This is a genomic window from Leptospira interrogans (genome assembly GCF_900156205.1).
In the GTDB taxonomy this organism is placed as follows: Bacteria; Spirochaetota; Leptospiria; order Leptospirales; family Leptospiraceae; genus Leptospira; species Leptospira interrogans.
In genome coordinates this window covers 153,732-172,065 of sequence record NZ_FTNA01000007.1, presented here as the reverse complement: position 1 = coordinate 172,065, position 18,334 = coordinate 153,732, and the positions used below count along the sequence as shown (strand labels likewise).

At 35.5% G+C, this 18,334-nt stretch carries 12 protein-coding genes; 2 read left to right on the top strand and 10 right to left on the bottom strand.

The features are described 5' to 3' along the window. Positions 1–378: 378 nt before the first annotated feature. The 7 genes from BW942_RS08385 to BW942_RS08355 form a co-directional block, all read right to left on the bottom strand. Entirely contained in the window at positions 379–927 is a 549-nt protein-coding gene (locus tag BW942_RS08385) for a YqgE/AlgH family protein (protein ID WP_000392362.1), read from the bottom strand. Positions 928–950: 23 nt separating this feature from the next. Further along, a complete protein-coding gene (locus tag BW942_RS08380; protein ID WP_000140212.1) occupies positions 951–1,919 on the bottom strand; it encodes a Gfo/Idh/MocA family protein in 969 nt (322 codons plus the stop codon). Positions 1,920–2,204: 285 nt separating this feature from the next. Beyond that, positions 2,205–3,323: a molecular chaperone DnaJ gene (gene dnaJ, locus BW942_RS08375; RefSeq protein ID WP_000004170.1), complete on the bottom strand. Its 1,119-nt coding sequence runs from the start codon at positions 3,321–3,323 to the stop codon at positions 2,205–2,207. A gap of 300 nt (positions 3,324–3,623) precedes the next feature. Beyond that, positions 3,624–5,564 (bottom strand): molecular chaperone DnaK, encoded by a 1,941-nt coding sequence (gene dnaK / locus BW942_RS08370; protein ID WP_000031821.1) that lies wholly within the window; start codon positions 5,562–5,564, stop codon positions 3,624–3,626. A gap of 34 nt (positions 5,565–5,598) precedes the next feature. Then, positions 5,599–6,237: a nucleotide exchange factor GrpE gene (grpE, locus tag BW942_RS08365; RefSeq protein WP_000852393.1), complete on the bottom strand. Its 639-nt coding sequence runs from the start codon at positions 6,235–6,237 to the stop codon at positions 5,599–5,601. A gap of 13 nt (positions 6,238–6,250) precedes the next feature. Then, entirely contained in the window at positions 6,251–7,279 is a 1,029-nt protein-coding gene (gene hrcA / locus BW942_RS08360) for a heat-inducible transcriptional repressor HrcA (protein ID WP_002970699.1), read from the bottom strand. Between the two features lie 1,257 nt (positions 7,280–8,536). Continuing rightward, positions 8,537–9,163, bottom strand: coding sequence for a low molecular weight phosphatase family protein (locus tag BW942_RS08355; RefSeq protein WP_000998665.1), 627 nt, complete (start codon positions 9,161–9,163; stop codon positions 8,537–8,539). 392 nt (positions 9,164–9,555) lie between these two features. On the opposite strand from BW942_RS08355, the gene BW942_RS08350 reads away from it, so the two are divergent. Together BW942_RS08350 and BW942_RS08340 are read left to right on the top strand one after the other, a co-directional pair. Continuing rightward, positions 9,556–11,364, top strand: a complete 1,809-nt coding sequence (locus tag BW942_RS08350; protein ID WP_001088499.1) for a penicillin-binding protein — start codon at positions 9,556–9,558, stop codon at positions 11,362–11,364. An 84-nt stretch (positions 11,365–11,448) separates the two neighbouring features. After that, positions 11,449–13,527 carry a motility associated factor glycosyltransferase family protein gene (locus tag BW942_RS08340; protein ID WP_223809840.1) on the top strand — a complete coding sequence of 693 codons (2,079 nt, stop codon included), beginning with the start codon at positions 11,449–11,451 and terminating at the stop codon, positions 13,525–13,527. Between the two features lie 468 nt (positions 13,528–13,995). On the opposite strand, the gene BW942_RS08335 is transcribed toward BW942_RS08340, so the two are convergent. From BW942_RS08335 to BW942_RS08325, 3 genes are all read right to left on the bottom strand, one after another. Continuing rightward, positions 13,996–14,496: an LA_3696 family protein gene (locus tag BW942_RS08335; RefSeq protein ID WP_002097328.1), complete on the bottom strand. Its 501-nt coding sequence runs from the start codon at positions 14,494–14,496 to the stop codon at positions 13,996–13,998. Between the two features lie 913 nt (positions 14,497–15,409). Beyond that, positions 15,410–16,453 carry a tetraacyldisaccharide 4'-kinase gene (gene lpxK / locus BW942_RS08330; RefSeq protein WP_001084066.1) on the bottom strand — a complete coding sequence of 348 codons (1,044 nt, stop codon included), beginning with the start codon at positions 16,451–16,453 and terminating at the stop codon, positions 15,410–15,412. 23 nt (positions 16,454–16,476) lie between these two features. After that, positions 16,477–18,306 (bottom strand): ABC transporter ATP-binding protein, encoded by a 1,830-nt coding sequence (locus BW942_RS08325; RefSeq protein ID WP_000172202.1) that lies wholly within the window; start codon positions 18,304–18,306, stop codon positions 16,477–16,479. Positions 18,307–18,334: the final 28 nt, after the last annotated feature.

The following is an 18,334-nucleotide window of genomic DNA, read 5'->3' as shown; positions in this document are numbered from 1 at the left end:
ATTTCAATCAAATAGAAATAAACGGAGAATTCATTTTTAACTCTATTTATAAAATCCAAAAAACTGGGAGTAATGTGTAAAAAAATTTTAGAACTAGCTCCTACGTTTGCAAAGATGATTTATACTTAAAGTTTATCCCAAAACCATAAAGATTGAAATATTCACACAATTTTTAACAGTGACAAAAATCTAGAATCGTCAGTCAAAGCGATGGCCTTCACATTCATTTTTTGCAGCAAAAATAAACTTTGATAGAACTGATTTTTTATATCGAACTCAAGTTAAGAGAATCTTTATAAAACGAATTTTTAATTTGATGACGATCACCAAACGACGATTTCATACAGAAATCTAATAAGACGATCAGAGGTTCCTTCTTTAATTTAACATAGGGTCTTTTGTATGTTCTACGAAATATTTATAAATTCCACCCTTGCTTCTGAGAGCTTCTTGCCAAGTAGTTTCAGGATCTTGATTTAAAACAAAGTCTTTAGAGGCTTCGTGAATTACCCAGGACTTGCGATTCATTTCCGTTTCCAATTGCCCTGCACCCCAGCCAGAATAACCTTGGAATACATGAAATTTGGAAGAAGATTTTAATAATTCTAGAAGAGTATCAAAACTTCTCGCAAGATATAAACCCGGAATTATTTCGATTCCCGGTTGGGAAATTTTATTATCTTCATGTAATACGGAAATAAATGTAGGATCTACTGGGCCACCTGAATAGATAAGTAGGTTTCGGCTAACGTGATCTGGAATACCTTGAATTACTTCTCCTATAGATGCTTCTTGTCTTTTATTGAGAACTAAACCAAAGGCTCCTTGATTGTCATGTTCCACCATTAGAATGACGGTTCGATTAAAATAATCCATGACGATCGAAGAATTGGAGATTAAAATTTTTCCGCTGTAATTTTCTTCCATATTTTAACCAATTTTAGACTGGATTACTTATTAGAAGTTCCGTGAATTTCCGAAAGAATTTGATAAGCAATTTCTAAAGTAGAAACGTCCGAATTTCTATTCACGATCGGTTCTATTTCTTTTCTGATACAACGGATAAAATGTTCGTGTTCTTGTTTGAGAGGATTGTCTTTATGAACGAATATTTTTTCCACGATTGATTCCTGGCGATATTTGATCTCTTCGGATAAAAGAAGAATGTCCGAAGTGGCTTGTCTATGTAGTTCTATTTCTTGATCCGTAAAATCGAGCATGATATAGACGTCTTTCTGAGTGATATTCAAGGTTCTAATTTTTGCTTGAGTTGCTCTGGACGCAGTAATACTTGCTAGGCATCCGTTTTCAAATTCGAGTAACACATTTGCAACGTCTTCGTGATCGGATGATACCTTTTTACCTGAGGCAGAGAGTTTTTTAACGGGAGAATTTACCAGGTTCAGCACAATATCAATATCGTGAATCATCATATCTAGGACAACTCCGACGTCTTTAATTCTAGAATTAGAGGGAGCTAGTCTTCTAGATTCTATCAACAAAGGATCTTTTACAATTTTACTTAATTCTAATACTGCTCCGTTAAATCTTTCCACGTGGCCTACAAGAAGAACTAAATTTTTTTCCCCAGCGATTTTTACGAGTTCCTTGGCTTGATTGGTAGTTTCAGCAATAGGTTTTTCGACTAATACGTGTTTGTTGGCTTCTAATGCTTTTTTGGCAATTTCATGATGCAAAAAAGTAGGAACTGCAATTACAACCGCATCTGTTTTTGAAATTAATTCGTCGATTGTAGAGAATGCTAGAGTTTTATGTTTTTCTGCGATTTGTTTTGCTCTTTCTAAATCCGAGTCGTAAATTCCAACTAGGGTTGCGTCGTTAAGGGTTTTGGCAACGTTTACGTGATACTGGCCCATATGACCGGTTCCGATCACGCCGAGTTTAACTCTTTCTGTCATTGTATTTCCTTTTAGTTCTGCGATCAGGTTGTGTTTTTCGAAAAATGGTTTCTCGAATTTTTACCAAGGTTTGTCCTAAAAATTTTACAGTTTGGTAATTTCTTATCATTAAGAAATAGATAAGATTAGGACCCACCTTTAAATAATCTCTATAAAATCTGAAGACAACGATCGTCCAATTAAATTCCTATCATTTTATGATCATCAAATTTATAAAGATGCCTTTAGTAAAAACCGATCTTTTTGTATTCTCAAATAAAAGAATGAAAAAAGATCGAAATCCTTTTACTTTGTAAAGATTTTTCCTTTGGATCCTGGAATGTTTTCTCCAGATTCTCTTGCAAATTCTTCGATCAATTCTCTTTGTCTTCTTGTAATTTTTTTAGGAATTTCAATCTTCACGATTACGTGTTGATCTCCTTTTCCATAGGCACCTAGATAAGGCATTCCATGACCTTTCAAACGGAAAACTTGGCCGGATTCTGTTCCTTCGGGAATTTTCATCTTTGCCTTTTTACCATCGATCGTAGGTACTTCGATTTCTGCACCTAAGATTGCTTGAGCCAGAGAAATCTTTCGAACTAGAATTAGATCATTTCCTTGACGTTCGAAAAGTTCGTGTTTTTTGATATGGGTTACAACATATAAATCGCCGTGAGGTCCACCGTTGGGTCCGGCTTCTCCTTCCCCAGAAACTTTCAGTCTGGAACCGGTTTCCACTCCGGGGGGAATTTTGATATTGATTGTTCTACGTTTTTCTTGAAGGCCTTGTCCGCCGCAAGATCTGCAAGGATTGGAAATGATCGTTCCTTTTCCTCTGCAAGTAGGACAGGTTGTCGCTACAGAAAAAAATCCCTGTGTTCTTCTGATTTGGCCTGAACCGCCACAATCGGGACAAGTAGCAGGTGAACTTCCTTTACTCGCTCCTGAACCGTTACAATCTACGCAAGATTCTAAACGTGGAATTTCAATTTTGTATTCTCTACCGAGAGCCGCATCTTCTAAGGAAACTTCTAAGTTATAACGTAAATCGGAACCTCTTTGAGGACCAGATCTTCTTCCGCCTCCAAAACCGCTGCTCCTGCCCCCGCCAAAGAAATCACCGAAAATATCTCCAAAGTCTCCGAAGATATCTGAAAAGTCTGTATAGGCCCCTTGGCCAAAACCTCCAGCCCCTCCGCTGACGCCGGCTTTTCCGAATTGATCATAGGCCTGACGTTTTTTAGGATCTCTTAGAATCTCGTAGGCTTCGGTGGCTTCTTTAAATTTTTCTTCGGATTCCTTATTTCCCTTATTCTTATCGGGATGGTATTTGATTGCTAATTTACGATACGCGGATTTGATTTCCTCATCATTAGCGCTCTTGGAAACCCCAAGAATATCATAGTAACTTCTTTCACTCATTGTTTCATTCCAAACTTGCGTTGAATGTTTCGTTCTTACTTTTCGACTTTGTTTTCAACACTTTTGACAATTCCAAAAGACCGCGTAAAAAGTTTTTAGTTTTATACGCGGCTTGTATTTATTAAAATTTTTCGATGTTCCAAAACTTAAATTCATTATATTCGGGAAATCTAAATTAGAAACGTCGAACATATTTTTTGATCTTATGGATTTAAGACCCCTTTGCGACTTTCTTTTTAAGTTTTGCGGAAAATCTTCTATAGAGTTTTACTCTTTGTAGATCATTCCGCATTTACTCATTTACTTTTTCTCATCGTCTACTACGGTATAATCTGCGTCGACGACCTTTTCTCCGTTGTTCGTGGAGTTGCCTTGATCGTTCGAACCAGCACCACCATTGGGGCCTCCTGCAGCGGCTTGTTCTGCTCCCGGGGCACTTTGCGAATAGACTTTACTCGCAATATCGGTAGCGATTTTAGAAATAGAAGCCTTTGCGGATTCTATTCTTGCTTTATCGTTACTTTCAATTGCTTCTCTTGCGCGTTTGATTTCGTCGGTTGCGAGTTGTTTTTCATTCGCGCCAATTTTATCTCCCGCTTCGTTTACGGTTTTTTCAAGAGAATACGTAAGGGTATCTAATTCGTTCTTTGCTTCGATCACTTCTCTTTGGGCCTTATCTGCGGCTGCGTGCGCTTCCGCGTCCTTGACCATCTTTTGAATTTCATCTTCGGATAATCCGGAGGAAGATTCGATTCTGATCTTTTGTTCCTTACCGGTTCCAAGATCTTTTGCCGATACGTGAACGATTCCGTTTGCATCTATGTCAAAGGTCACTTCGATTTGAGGAACTCCTCTCGGTGCGGGTGGAATTCCGATCAGATCAAAACGTCCGAGCGTTCTATTTGCGGAAGCCATTTCTCTTTCACCTTGTAGAACGTGGATCGATACCGCGGATTGGTTATCCGCAGCAGTAGAGAACACTTGTGATTTTTTCGTAGGAATTGTAGTGTTTCTTTCAATCAACTTGGTCATCACTCCTCCAAGAGTTTCGATTCCAAGTGAAAGAGGGGTTACGTCTAAAAGAAGAACATCTGAAACTTCTCCCGCTAAGACCCCACCTTGAATTGCTGCTCCGATTGCTACTACTTCGTCTGGGTTTACGGATTTATTTGGCTCTTTACCAAAAACTTGTTTAACCAATTCTTGAACTGCGGGAATCCGGATCGAACCACCAACTAAAATCACTTCATTAATATCGGAAGCTTTTAGGCCTGCGTCACGAAGTGCGTTCTCGCAAGGAATACGAGTACGATCCACAAGAGATTTTGTAAGCTGATCGAACTTAGCTCTAGTAAGAGTCATGTCCAAATGTTTTGGGCCAGAAGCGTCCGCAGTGATAAATGGAAGATTGATCTGAGTGGACATCGTTCCGGAAAGTTCAATTTTTGCTTTTTCAGCGGCTTCTTTTAACCTTTGAACTGTATTCTTATCAGCGGAAATGTCGATTCCAGTTTGATTCTTAAATTCGGAAATCATCCATTCCATGATCGCCATATCGAAGTCATCTCCTCCGAGATGAGTATCTCCGTTTGTGGATTTTACTTCAAAAACACCATCCGCGAGTTCCAAAATGGAAATGTCGAACGTTCCACCTCCGAGGTCATAAACCGCAATTTTAGAATTTACATTTTTCTTATCAAAGCCGTAGGCAAGAGCGGCCGCGGTTGGTTCGTTGATGATCCTTTCCACTTCCAAACCAGCAATTCTTCCCGCGTCTTTGGTTGCTTGACGTTGTTCGTCATTGAAATAAGCCGGAACGGTAATTACCGCTTTAGTCACTTTTTGACCGAGATAATCTTCCGCGGTTTGTTTCATTTTCATGAGTACACGAGCGGAAATTTCTTGGGGAGTGAATTCTCCTGCGGAGGTTTCAAATTTAACTCCTTCGTTTCCGGAACGAATGACTTTGTAGGAAACGTGTTTCATTTCCGATTCGCATTCGTTCAATCTACGTCCTATAAAACGTTTTGCGGAACGGATCGTATTTACCGCGTTCGTAATCGCTTGGTTTTTTGCGAACTGACCGATTAGAGTTTCTCCTTTTGCGGTAAATGCTACGATCGAAGGAGTGGTTCTTGCTCCTTCTGAGTTTTGAATAACGACCGGGTCTCCACCTTCCATCACGGAAACGACCGAGTTAGTAGTTCCTAAATCGATACCTATAATTTTTTCTTTGGACATTTGTTTTCTCCTTTATACTTCCCTGAGATTCTAATTATGATTTCGGTTTACCAATTCGAACCCTTGCAGGTCGAAGTGTAAACTTATCTTCGTTTTCCTTATAGTAATAACCCGGTTGATAGACGTCTATTACAGTCTCTTCCGAGTATTGGTCTCCTTCTTCCGAAGAAAGGGCTTCCATAGACATAGGGTCGAACGGTTCTCCTTTTGGATCAAAACGAATTACATTCGATTTTTCTAATACGGAATAAAATTCCTTCAAAATCATTGTAACTCCATCCACAAATGGTTTTAGTTCTTCCGAGTTGGTTTGAGTTGCTCCCACTCTTTCTAAATTGTCAATTGGATTTAGAAAACCGCTTACAAGAGATTTGACCGCTTCTTTGCGGATTGAAACGAATTCCTGAGCAGAGCGACGTTTGAAGTTTTGAAATTCAGCCCTTTCTCTTGCCCAAGAATCTTTCAAAGACTCTATCTCTTTTTTTGCGGATTCCAATTCGGTTTGTAGTGAAGTTTCCGTCTCCGCCGTTTCCATTGACTCAGTTTGTGTTGTTTCAGTCGATTCTTCAGAATTCATATTTTCTAATTTACTTTCCTCTAATGTTTCTGATTGAGATTTTTTCTCATTGGCCTTTGCTTCTTCCGAAGTTTTATTGTTTGACGTTTCGGCCATATTGAATTCTCCCTTATTTACTAATGCGAGTCACCATTTCGGAGACAAGTTTCGACGTGAAGTCGACGAGCGGTAAGGCTCTATTGTAATCCATTCTCTGAGGTCCTATAATTCCCAAGGCTCCGATCTTTTTTTCTCCCATTTTATAGTTGGAAGTGATAATGGAAACTCCGGACATACTTCTATCACCGTCTTTTCCGATGATCGTAAATACTCCGTCTTGGTCGATGTATTCGGAAAAAAATGCTTTTAAAAATCCTTGATCGTCCAGAAGAGAAAGAACTTGAGAAAGTTGTTGTTCTTCGTCTCTGAAATTCGCGTAAAGATTTTTAAATCCGTCTATATATAAAGTTACTTCGGAATTATCTGGTGTCATTGCGGAAGAAATCAGATCTGCGATCCTAATAAAATCTTCCGGTCCGTCTTTTCGGATCATCAATTTTGGAATGATTACATTCTGAATTTCGTATATATCGTAACCTTTTAGATTATCATTTAGATATTTAGAAACCTGATAAAGCGCTTCCTGAGAATAATTTTGATCCACGAAAATATTTCTGTGTAATACGGTTCCCGATCTCATGACAAGTATCATTAGAATTTCGTCTCCACGAACGTGGATGAGTTCTATATGTTTCAGAGTATCTAAATTTTTTGCAGGTCCGATTACAATTCCCGCTGCGTTTGATAAAGAAGAAAGTACCGATGCAGTTGCCTTTAATATCTGATCGAGTTTAAATTGCATCTTCAGATATTCTTGTTGAATTCTTTGTTTTTCTTTTAGAGTCAGCTCGTATAAAATTACAAGAGAATCTACGTAAAAACGATAACCCCTCTCTGTTGGAATTCTTCCACCCGAAGTATGTTTGGACGCAAGATAGTCGAAGTCTTCTAAGTCCTTCAATACGGTTCGAATTGAAGCGGGTGATAGCCCTATATCGTGTTTATCAAAAAGTGTTTTAGAACCTACGGGTCGATTCTCTTGGATAAACTCGTCTACAAGTGCTTTTAGAATTCTTTTATGGCGCTCTGTCAAATCCATAGCTCTGGCACTCTTAATGTTAGAGTGCTAATTTATACATTTAGTTTCTGAATTCCTTTAAAAAATGTCAAGGAAGAAAGTAATCTGATTCCGTTTTGGTTTAAAATCTTGTTTTTTTTAGCATTAAAAAGGGGAGAGTGCCGGAAAAATTCCAATAAAAGTGACATAATATTCTTATTTGAATATTAAAACCGATCGTTTTGGAATGTTTGTGAGATTTGTATGAGTTCCCACATTTCAAAGTTTTGCTGTAAAATTCAATGTGAGTTCAGCCAGATTCATTTTTCTGAAAAAAACTGGAACTCTGCAGATCGATTCTTTCAATGTGGGAACTACCACAGTTTAAAAAATAGAAGCTTATAACAATTGAATCTGTAGCATTTCAAGTGTGGGAACTCTCACAAATCCATATTTTACGATAAAACTTTGAAATGTGGGAACTACCACCCAGAAGCTATAATGATAGATTAGCTATTTAAGAAACTTAATTTGTAGGAACTACTTCCGAGAGTATATCTTTTACAGTCAGATTCTAAAAATCGGGTCATGTAACTACTGATTAATCTTGGGAAGCTAAAAACTGGAATCAATTATTCTCATAAGTGAATGTAGGAACTCATACCTTTAGAAAATTTTTACTCGCGCCGAACTTCATGTAAAAATGGGATTTAAACTTTGATGGCCGCAAAACAGCGGTTTTGTGCAAAAAATCTAATTGGACGTGATCCTTTTTGTATTTCATAGTAGTTCCCACATTTCAAAGTTTAGCTGTTAAATCCACGATTGTGGTAGTTCCCACAGATTAATTCGCATAATAAATTTAGAATATTCATTTTTTATGATTTAATTCGGGTAGTTCCTATATTTATTTTTTACGGAAAAATCAGATTTTTATAAAACGAATCTCTTACGCTGAACTCACGTTACGGTTTGGACGCATAAAAAGAATACTATGTTGTGCTTGTTTCAAAACTTAGAATGTGAGATCCTTTCAAAAAAGCCAACCATTCTAGGTTTGACGCAATTTCGCGAGGAACTTCTATATCTTTAAAAAAATTGCTCGTAATTTTGAGTATCATTTTCATGCGTCCGAATAGTAAGTAGAGCGCAAGAAAACAAATAGTAACAATATTAGAGTTGTTGAAAAATTAATTCTCCGTTGTGTTGAAATGGACAGTTGAAGCAGTTTTCCTAATCTTCCATTATAGAATTTACAACAACTCGATTGCTCTAGTTGAGTATTGTTAGAAACAAATTCTATTTCACATTCTGAAAAGCGAACAAAATCTCTCTTGAAATAATTTGACAAGTTTCGATATATCTTTGTAAAACTTCATCTGTATCATCATAAATTTTTGGATCAGGATAAGGAAGGCTAATTCTTGCATCTGCACCAGGAACAAACGGGCAAGATTTGTCTGCTGAAGAACAAACCATAACGGCGATAAATTTTTCATTCGGATTGATTGAGTCAGAATATAGTTTTGAGAATCCAAGAATCGGTTTATCTTTAGTACTAATTGTAACTGAATACTTTGGATTTTGATTCTTTTCGTACTTTTGTTCTATCTGAAAGCCTATGTTTATTAAAGCTTGCACCGAATTCTTGAAAAATTCGGTGACTTCAGTTCCTCCTGAATAAGTTTGAATACTCTGAATCCCAAGATATTTGGCCGACGTGTAAGCCAACATTTGAGCAATTTGGCTTCTTCGAGAATTATGTGTACAAACAAAAAGTAGTTTCGCAAAGTTATTTTTAGAAATTTCTTGTTTTATATTTTTTGAAAATTTGAGTAAAGTTTCCCTTCTAAAGTCACTAATGAGAGAATACTCTGTTTCTCTATTCTTTAGAAATAATTTAAGCGGTTCAAATAAATCATTCATATACGGTATTCTCGGGATTATTTTTTATATGTCGTTGTAGTAATTTTTTACTAAAAACGGGAGATGTATTCTCCAAATATAGGATTTTTTTTGAAATAAAAAAATGACAAAATGTTTCTAAAATCTTATTTAAAAGCTAATGAATTTTATCAAAGATGTCGGGTTCTTCTCGGCTTTTGAAAGTTGTGTTCAAACTAAACTCTAACATGACTCAATAAAGGATTGTAATCTTAGCATTTCTATAAAATTAAATAACTTAAATCTTTGTCACAAAACTTATTCTATAACAAAATATGTTATATAGTTTTGAGTAGTGATCTTAAATTATTCGATTACAACTTCAAAACAGCTCTTTTCAAAATTTAAGTTTTGGCCGATCTTGTAAGAAGAGAATGAATTCCCGTAAAACTAGACTCACGATTTTATTTTCCTTTCTTTGTATTTTATTTTGTGTGCTAATTGGAAGAGTCATCTTTCTCACGTTTTGGAATGAACGAGAAGTAGTTCTAAAAACTGGAGATAGAATCATGAGAGGTGCTATCTACGATCGAAGGGGAATTGAACTCGCGATGACAGTAGATTCGGCAACGATCGGAATTTATCCAGCAAATATCTACGATCCAAATTTTACCGCAGTTCAATTGGCTCCTTATTTGGATATGTCTGCCGAAAAAATCGAAGCTATGATTCGAGAAAAGAGCCGCTATTTTCTTTTAAAGAGAGAAATCGACGAATCTCTTGGTAACAAAATTATGGATCTCGCACTTCCAGGTGTAAGAAGGGAAAAGGAATACAAACGAGTTTATCCACATGGCAATCTCGCTTCCAGTTTGATTGGTTTTACAGGAATGGATGACGACCGGGCGCTTTCCGGTTTGGAAGTTCAATACAATCAAGACTTAATGACTCCAACTGAATCTGATTCGTCTAGGGGCAGTAATTTACACCTAACAATTGATGGTTTGATTCAGTATAAGCTTGAAAAGGCTCTCGGAAAAAGATTCGAAGAAACCGGCTCTAAAAAAGCTATCGGGATTTTAATGGAAATCAATACCGGAAAAGTTCTCGCTTCTGCTTCCTTTCCTGCTTTCGATCCAAATCAATATAACGAATCGGGGGAAGATTCTCATACAAACTGGGCAATTCGTCACGTCTACGAACCAGGCTCTACGATGAAAATTTTTTTGGCATCTGTACTATTCAATGAAAATCTAATACGTTCGGATGAAAAATTTCATTGTCCCGGATATGTGGAATTTGGAAAAATAAAGATCAAATGTACAGAAGCTCACGGACACTTGAATTTAGAAGAGATCCTTCAATATTCCTGCAATGTTGGGATTATCAAAGCTTCCCAAAAAATTCCAGAAACATTACTTTATGATTATATGAAAAAATTTCAATTTGGAGAAAAAACAGGATTTCTACCAAACGAATCTGTAGGTTATTTTCCTCCTTTGAAAAAATGGACTCCCGCGACTTCTATGTTTATGGCAATTGGTCAAGGGATTTCCGTGACACCGATTCAATTGGTTGCTTCGGCGGCTTCTGTTGTCAACGGAGGAAGGATGTTGATTCCTAGAGTGGTTTCTCATTTCAGCGATTCTTACGGAGAAATTCTTCATGAGTTTAAAACTCAAGAAACTCCGATTGGAATTAGAGACTATACTACGGAAAAAATTCTTAGAGCGATGACTAGAGTGGTTCAATCTGGAACTGGAAAAAACGCTTATATTCAGGAATACTCAATTGCTGGTAAAACTGGAACTGGTCAAAAAGCTGTTTCCGGAAAAGGTTATGTGGAGGGTTTGTGGTCCGCTTCTTTTTTAGGATTTTTTCCGGCGGAACGACCTAAGATTGTAGGTTTGATTCTTTTTGACGAACCGAAAGGTGGAACTCATTCCGGAGGTGGATTGGCCGCTCCGGTTTTTAAAGAAGTTGTAGAAAATATCATTCCAATTATTGAGCAAGGAGAAAGAACCTTAAACGTTTCTTTAAAACGTTTTCAAAGGAAAAACACAAAGACGACTAACGTGGATGGAATTCCAGATTTAATTGGAAAAAGCAAACGAGAAGTTTTAGAAATAGTAAGACCTCTTGGGATTTCGGTTAAATTTCATGGAAGCGGGTTTTGTTACGAGCAGGAACCCGCTCCTGGAAAAAAAATCGAAAACGGAAGACTTAATTTATATTTTAAGTAAATAATATATTCTAAAATTATGATTTATTCGACTTCGTCGGTTCTTGAAAAAAACTTAAAAAGTTTATCCGTTGTCTTTCCTTCGATACGGGAAAAAGTTCTTAAATCAATTGCAACTTCTTCTTCCAACCTATTCCAATTGGAAGGAACTGACATTTCAATTTCTCCGGTAATTTCTATTTCTCAGAGTTCGGCCTCTATTCCCCAAATTTCAACTTTTAATTCTTCTCTAGAAATTAAAACTTCCAAAACCGGACATCCTGTTTTGATTGCGGATGGTATCGCACTTCACAGTCTGATAGACCCGATTACTGAATCCAAGCGTCTTCTGGAGGGTTTAAAAAAAGAAGACGAGGAAAGAGTTTTTCTTTTTTTTGGTGCCGGAATTGGTTATGTAATTCAAGAAAGTTTAAAGTTCAAAAATGTAACCGCTGTTTGGATGGAGGTATCTCCCGAAATTTTACGTTATGCACTTTCTATTTTTGATTACTCCGATTTTTTAGAATCCGGTAGACTTAGAATTTTATTGTCTCCTATTTTAGAAGAGGATCTTTATTCCGCTTTTAGAGGAATTTCGGGTTTTCCGATTAGTTTTATTCCACATCGTGGAAGTAATCACTGGAAAAAAAATTCATACGAAGAACTACGTTTTATCTCTGAGAGTTTTTTTCATAAGAAAGACGTGAATATTTCTACTCTAACTCGTTTTGAAAAAATCTGGACTCGAAATTTTATTTCCAATCTTCCTCAACTAACATCGATGGAGCCGATACGTTCTTTATTTGGAATTTGCCAAGGTAAAGCGGACGTTTTAGTTTGTGGGGCTGGTCCTTCTTTGATTCTTTCTTTAAATGATATTAAGACTTATAGAAAAAATCTGGTTTTAATTGCTGTTGATACCGCGTTGATGGTTCTTTGGAATTTTGGAATTGATCCAGATCTGGTTTTCTCAGTTGATCCCCAGGTTCTTAATACAAAATACTTGGAAGGTTATAACGGTAATGCTAAGATCGTCTTTGATCCCACTTCTTCGTATCATTCTTTAAGATTGCCTGGTAAATTTAAAAACGGTTTTTTTACCTCTTCTCCGTTCCCTTTGATTCGAATTCTTTCCTCTAAACCAGAAGAGGAAATTGGAGCTGTGGATTTTGGCGGTTCTGTTTCGACTAACGCGGTAAGCCTTGCGGAAAAGATGGGAGCAAGGAATATCCTTCTTGTAGGTCAGGATCTTTCTTTTCCAAATAAACTTGCACATTGTAAGGGTGCCGTTTTAGAAGAGAGGTTCAATCATATAGAATCTAGAAAATTGAGAAGAGAATATCACAACCATAAACAGATGACCGCTCTCCCCGTAAAAAAAGCGGCTTCAATCCAAGGTGGAGAAATTAGGACCAATGAAAAACTTCTCATTTTCAAAAAATGGTTCGAGGAACATCCTAAAAAAAATCTTTGGTTCAATTTCGGCAAAGACGGCGTTGTTTTGAATGGAATTCCCAACTCGGACTTTTTAAAATATATTCAAGAAAATGAATGTGATTTAAGATTTGTAGAATCCATTCGGAGTCAAATTCTTTTTATCTCCGAAAAAGGACTCGAATCCGATTTTCAGTCTAATTTTTTAAAGGAAAAAACTACTCTCGAAAAAGATGAGGAGAATTTTTCAAGCTATAAATCTAGTTTATCACAAGCATCTGTCAGTAAAACAAACTCATTTTCAAAAAACGAAGATGATCTTACACAAAACTTTTCCCGATTTATGCTGAAGAAAAAAATTCTTTCCGAATTAAATGTGTTATCCGATCAGTTAAAGGTTTTTATTGAAAAAGTAACCCAAGGTAGAATTCTTTCGGATCGTCTATACCTTCAAGTAAAAGAAGAAAATCGTTTTAAAGATCAGATTCTGAAAAATTTAAAAGAGATGGATCGTATTGATGAAGAAGTTTCTTCTCGTAAAGGGCTTACAGAAATTTTGGGTTTGAGTATTCAAAGAACTGTTTTAATGATCACTGAAGGTTATGAAGGTGGTTTGACTTTGGAAGAAAAGAAAAATGAAAGATTAGGAATCGCTAAAAAAAGTTTTCTTTTGTATCAAGGGTTAGAAGAAGCTTGTAAACTTCATTCTAAGTTAATTTTAAAAACGATACAACGTATGAAACTCAGCTAAATTAGAATCCTGGTTTTTATACAATAAGATACTTCAATCGAACCCAAAGAATATTCAAATTTTTTATTTTTCAGTTTTATTTGAAATCATGAAAACTTCTATACTTTATAAAACCCAGAAAGAATAATTTTGTAGATCTTTATAAAATTGGTATTTAAGATTTTATCACAAAAACAATTTCAAAATAAAATATAAGTAATCTGTTTTATATAATTTTGAGTAGAGATCAAATTTCTATATGGAATACAATTTTATAGCTATTACAAAAAGTAAAAACCAATTTTAAAAAGGTTGTACTACTGGTAATTGTATAACAGTTGAATTGAATTTGTACGCGAATCTTTCTTAGAAACGGAATTCCCGACAATCTATTATGCAATTCCCAGTTAATACTTTAAAACAAATTCTGAGATAAAAAAATAAATTTTGGATTCACAAGATTGAATAAAAGATAGAAATTTAAAAATATTAGAATTTTACGATTATCGAAAATACTCCAATCGTACCAATCACAACACCTAAAATCCATTTTGTTTGCAATGATATGGATTTATGAATTTCCACAACTTCGGATTTAATATCCGCCCTATGATCGGCGAAATCCGTTTTTAAGTTGGCAAATTCTGTTTTTAAATTAGTAAACTCTGTTCTTAGATCAGTAAACTCTGTTCTTAGATCAGTAAACTCTGTTCTTAGATCGGTAAATTCTGTTTTTAGATCAGTAAATTCTGATCTAAACTTTGAAAACTCAAATCGAAATTCAGCTTTTAGCTCCGAAATTTCAGAACGAAGTTTACTACCTTCCTCGAGAAGGCGACGTTCAAAACGATCGGTAACAATATCAATTGCAGTTGAATTATTATCTCCAAAAGCACGATTTAGAAAATCTACAAACTCTACAGTTCCTTCTGGACCTAAAAGTTCACCTAAACGTTTAGGAACCTTTTGAACTAACGCAGACATAGTCATAAAACTACTCCTTCAAAAAAAAATAGGCAAGCACAAAATTGCCTTAATTAAAACGGTTCCAGGAATCGATTGATTGGATTTCGATTTTTGATTTTTTTCTAAAACTGAAATTGAAAATGTTCTTTAATAAATAGCGTGAGTTCGACTTAAGAGAAATTAGGAAAATTTTTTAAAAATAAAAGCTCCTACATTCAATAGAGTTGTTGAAAAATTCCATAGAGGCGATTTACAAAACTGCTTCAATTGACTATTTCATAAAACAGAAACAAGATGGAGAATTATTTTTTTAATAACTCTAATTATGAAAATTACAGATCCTAGTTTTTAAAAATAGTAGAGTTCCCATATTTCAAAGTTCTATCGTAAAATATATATATGTGATAATTTTCACAAATTAAATCGCATTATAAATTTTTAAACATTCATTTTTCGTGATTAGAATTTTATGCTTAGCTTATTTAAAAACTTAGAGTGTAGGATCTTCTTCAAAAAGGCCAACAATTTTGGATTGGATACATTTTTGAAAACTTTTGCATTTTTGGTAAAATTGACCGTTAATTTTGGATACTATTTTTATCTGTAGAATAGTAGCGGGTCTTTTAGTTGTCTACTTTATCATTATAACTTCTAGCGGTAATTTCCACGTTTATTTTTTACAGAAATATCAAGTTTTTATAAAACGAATCTTTTATATTTAACTTACGTTCAATAAGAAAATTCTCTAAAATTAGGAAGGCGCGTGCAGGGTGAGATTGTAAAACAGAATTTCCAGAAATATCAAGTATATTATTATTTAAAATTATAATATACTGTTTCTTTTCAGAGAAAGAAAAAACAGTTTTGTAGATTTCATTTTTAGAATCTGCTCAAAATATTTTTCTAATTATTATCATTTATGAATAGAGTTGAAAGATTAGAATGTTTTTAAAGAGATTTTTTTTTGTAGAAAAGAAATTAAGAATTCTTCTTTATCTAACTTACTTTTTAAAAGAAGAATTCTTAATTGATTTGGAGGATTAGAAATTTTAACTAGATCTTTTTCAGTACAGACTAGGAAGTCGAAATTTTTAGCGATCAAATTCAAAACGTTTTCGTCTTCTATAGTATAAGAATGGTGATCTCTAAAAGCTCTTGTTTCCAACTTTAACGGTTCAAACTTACGGATCATCGAAAAAAAAACTTCCGGATTTCCGATTCCAGTAAATGCGTATACTTTTTTACCGGATAATATTTTAGGAGAATCGGATTGTAGATTAGGAGATAAAAGTTTATCCGGTTCCAAAGAAAAACGAAGGATTTCTTTAGAAAATTTATTTTGAATATTTTGAACAATTTTTTCAATGGAAGACTCATATTTAGAAAATATGATCTGATCAGCTCTTATTAAAGAAGAGATAGGCTCTCTCAAATTTCCCGCAGGAATTAAAAAACGTTCTTTAGAAATTTTACTTGAGTCTAATAAAACAAGATCAACATCTCTTTCTAAAACGTGATGTTGAAAACCGTCGTCTAAAATTACGATTGAATTTTCTCGCATCCTTAACTCTTCTCTAAAATGAATATAAGAAGAGTATCTGTCTTTTCCAATCCAAACCTCGGCAAATGGAAGATGTTTTTTTAATAGAAGAGGTTCGTCTCCTGCTTCCATTGGGGTTGAGTGTGGACCTACACGATGTCCTCGTAGAGAACCTTTGGCACTATAACCTCGGGATAAGATGATGATTTTCTGATCTGGAAATTTTTTATGAATTAGTTTTGCAAGAAAGATGGAAAACGGAGTTTTTCCGGTTCCTCCCATGGAAAGATTTCCTACGCTGATTACAAAAGCGCCCGGAAGTTTTTTCTTTTTTGTAAGTTTCTGATCGAGTAAAAAAAGAGCTCGATACAAAAAGGAAAAAACATATAAAATTGGAAACAGTATAATTTGTAATATAGATAGAATAGAAAAAGAGTTCATAAGAATATTAAGATTCTTTTAAATTATACGTTTTCCGAAAATTGTATGTCGTAAAGTTTTTTATATTTTCCGTCCAGTTGAAGTAATTCCGTATGAGTTCCGGATTCTACAATTTTTCCATCTTCCATCGTAAAGATACGATTAGCAATTTGTACCGTAGAAAATCTGTGTGCGATGATAATCACGGTTCTGTTTTTATAAAGGGATTCTAACGCTTCTTGTACTAATCTTTCTGATTCGGTGTCGAGCGCCGAAGTCGCTTCGTCTAAAATCAAAATCTCAGGATTGAGTAACAAGGCACGGGCGATCGCAATCCTTTGTCTTTGACCCCCGGAAAGCATGACTCCTCTTTCGCCTACGATCGTATCTAAACCTTCTTCGAAAGAAAGTATAAATTCCATTGCAAAGGCTTGTTCGCAAGCGGTGCGAAGTTGTTCTTCGGTTACATTTTGATTTCCATAACAAATATTTTCTCGAATGCTTCCGTTAAACAAAAAGACTTGTTGAGATACAATTCCGATTCTTTTTCTAAGATTACTTAGATCCAAGTCTCGAAGGTCAATTCCGTCGATGAGAACCTTACCTTCCTGAGGATCTATTAACCTAGGTACAAGATCAACTAACGTTGATTTGCCGGCTCCCGAGGCTCCCACCAATGCGATTGTTTCTCCTTTTGCAATTTCTAAATTGATTTCTTGAATGGCTGGGTTTTTAGCACCGGGATACATATAGGTGACGTTATTAAATGATAGTCCTTTTTCCATTTTTTTAAGGAACTTCGGATTTGCCGGATTTCTAATATCTGTTTCTTGATCCAATAGCTCGAATACCCGGTCTCCCGCCGAGATCGCGCTTTGGATCGAATTAGAGAGCATACTCATTTGTTTAAAAGGTCGCATTAAAAAAATCAGTGTTAAAAAGAAGGCCATAAACATACCACGGGAAAATGTTCCGTCTTCCATTAGATAAGCGCCGAAGCTCAAGAAAATTACGGCTACAATCGAACTAAACAGTTCGGTTAACGAAGGTCCAACTTGGTGATAAAAATGTCCTTTGAAGGTTTTGTCCGAAAGATCTTGGTTGAATTCCCAAAAACGTTTTGCTTCCGTCTTTTCCATGGAAAAAGCGCGGATCACTCTGATTCCAGAGATCACTTCTTGAAGATGTCCGTTTAACAAAGAAAGACGTTCCTGTTGATTACGAGTCGCTCTACGGATTTTATCGGCGAACGCGGATACGGGACCCATTACAATTGGAACGACTATAAAAACTGCAAGGAACATTTTCCAACTTAAATAGAGGAGAAGAAGTAAATGTGTGACGATATAAAAAAAATCAGTGATCGCATCTTTCAAGTCCGAGCTGATCAATTTTCCTAGTACTTCTACATCATTGATAATTCTACTCATCAGGATTCCCGTTTTTTCTTGTACGAAATGGTTAATAGGTAGAGTTTGAGCTTTTGCGTATAATTCTGATCTAAGATCTCGAATCGCTAGATAACCCGCCGAGTTAATACAATACACCGCGGCGGCTAGAAAGATCAGTTTTAAAAGATAAACGGGAAAAACGATAAAACAAAAAAGAAGAACGAGTTCGTCGTGGCTCATTTTCTTTAGGGAAGAGTTGAGTTGTATTTTCCATTGGGCAAGTTTGAGTTCAATGGATTCAACACTTGTAAAAGATTCCTTTTCTTCTAGACGTTGCAAAAGTATTTTATCTTTTTTAGTCAGAGAAATTTCGAAGTTCGTTTTTTCTCCTGTTCCTAAAGAATCAAAGATAGGAATCAAAGAAGTAAGAGAGGCCCCGTTTAAAATTGAGACGAGAAAGGACAGTACGATTCCTAAAGTCAATCTATATTTGTACTTGAAGGAATACTTT

Bases quoted from the DNA above. Each gene is read 5' to 3' on its own strand.
- BW942_RS08385 (WP_000392362.1), bottom strand. From the start codon at position 927: ATGGAAGAAAATTACAGCGGAAAAATTTTAATCTCCAATTCTTCGATC.
- BW942_RS08380 (WP_000140212.1), bottom strand. From the start codon at position 1,919: ATGACAGAAAGAGTTAAACTCGGCGTGATCGGAACCGGTCATATGGGC.
- dnaJ (WP_000004170.1), bottom strand. From the start codon at position 3,323: ATGAGTGAAAGAAGTTACTATGATATTCTTGGGGTTTCCAAGAGCGCT.
- dnaK (WP_000031821.1), bottom strand. From the start codon at position 5,564: ATGTCCAAAGAAAAAATTATAGGTATCGATTTAGGAACTACTAACTCG.
- grpE (WP_000852393.1), bottom strand. From the start codon at position 6,237: ATGGCCGAAACGTCAAACAATAAAACTTCGGAAGAAGCAAAGGCCAAT.
- hrcA (WP_002970699.1), bottom strand. From the start codon at position 7,279: ATGGATTTGACAGAGCGCCATAAAAGAATTCTAAAAGCACTTGTAGAC.
- BW942_RS08355 (WP_000998665.1), bottom strand. From the start codon at position 9,163: ATGAATGATTTATTTGAACCGCTTAAATTATTTCTAAAGAATAGAGAA.
- BW942_RS08350 (WP_001088499.1), top strand. From the start codon at position 9,556: ATGAATTCCCGTAAAACTAGACTCACGATTTTATTTTCCTTTCTTTGT.
- BW942_RS08335 (WP_002097328.1), bottom strand. From the start codon at position 14,496: ATGACTATGTCTGCGTTAGTTCAAAAGGTTCCTAAACGTTTAGGTGAA.
- lpxK (WP_001084066.1), bottom strand. From the start codon at position 16,453: ATGAACTCTTTTTCTATTCTATCTATATTACAAATTATACTGTTTCCA.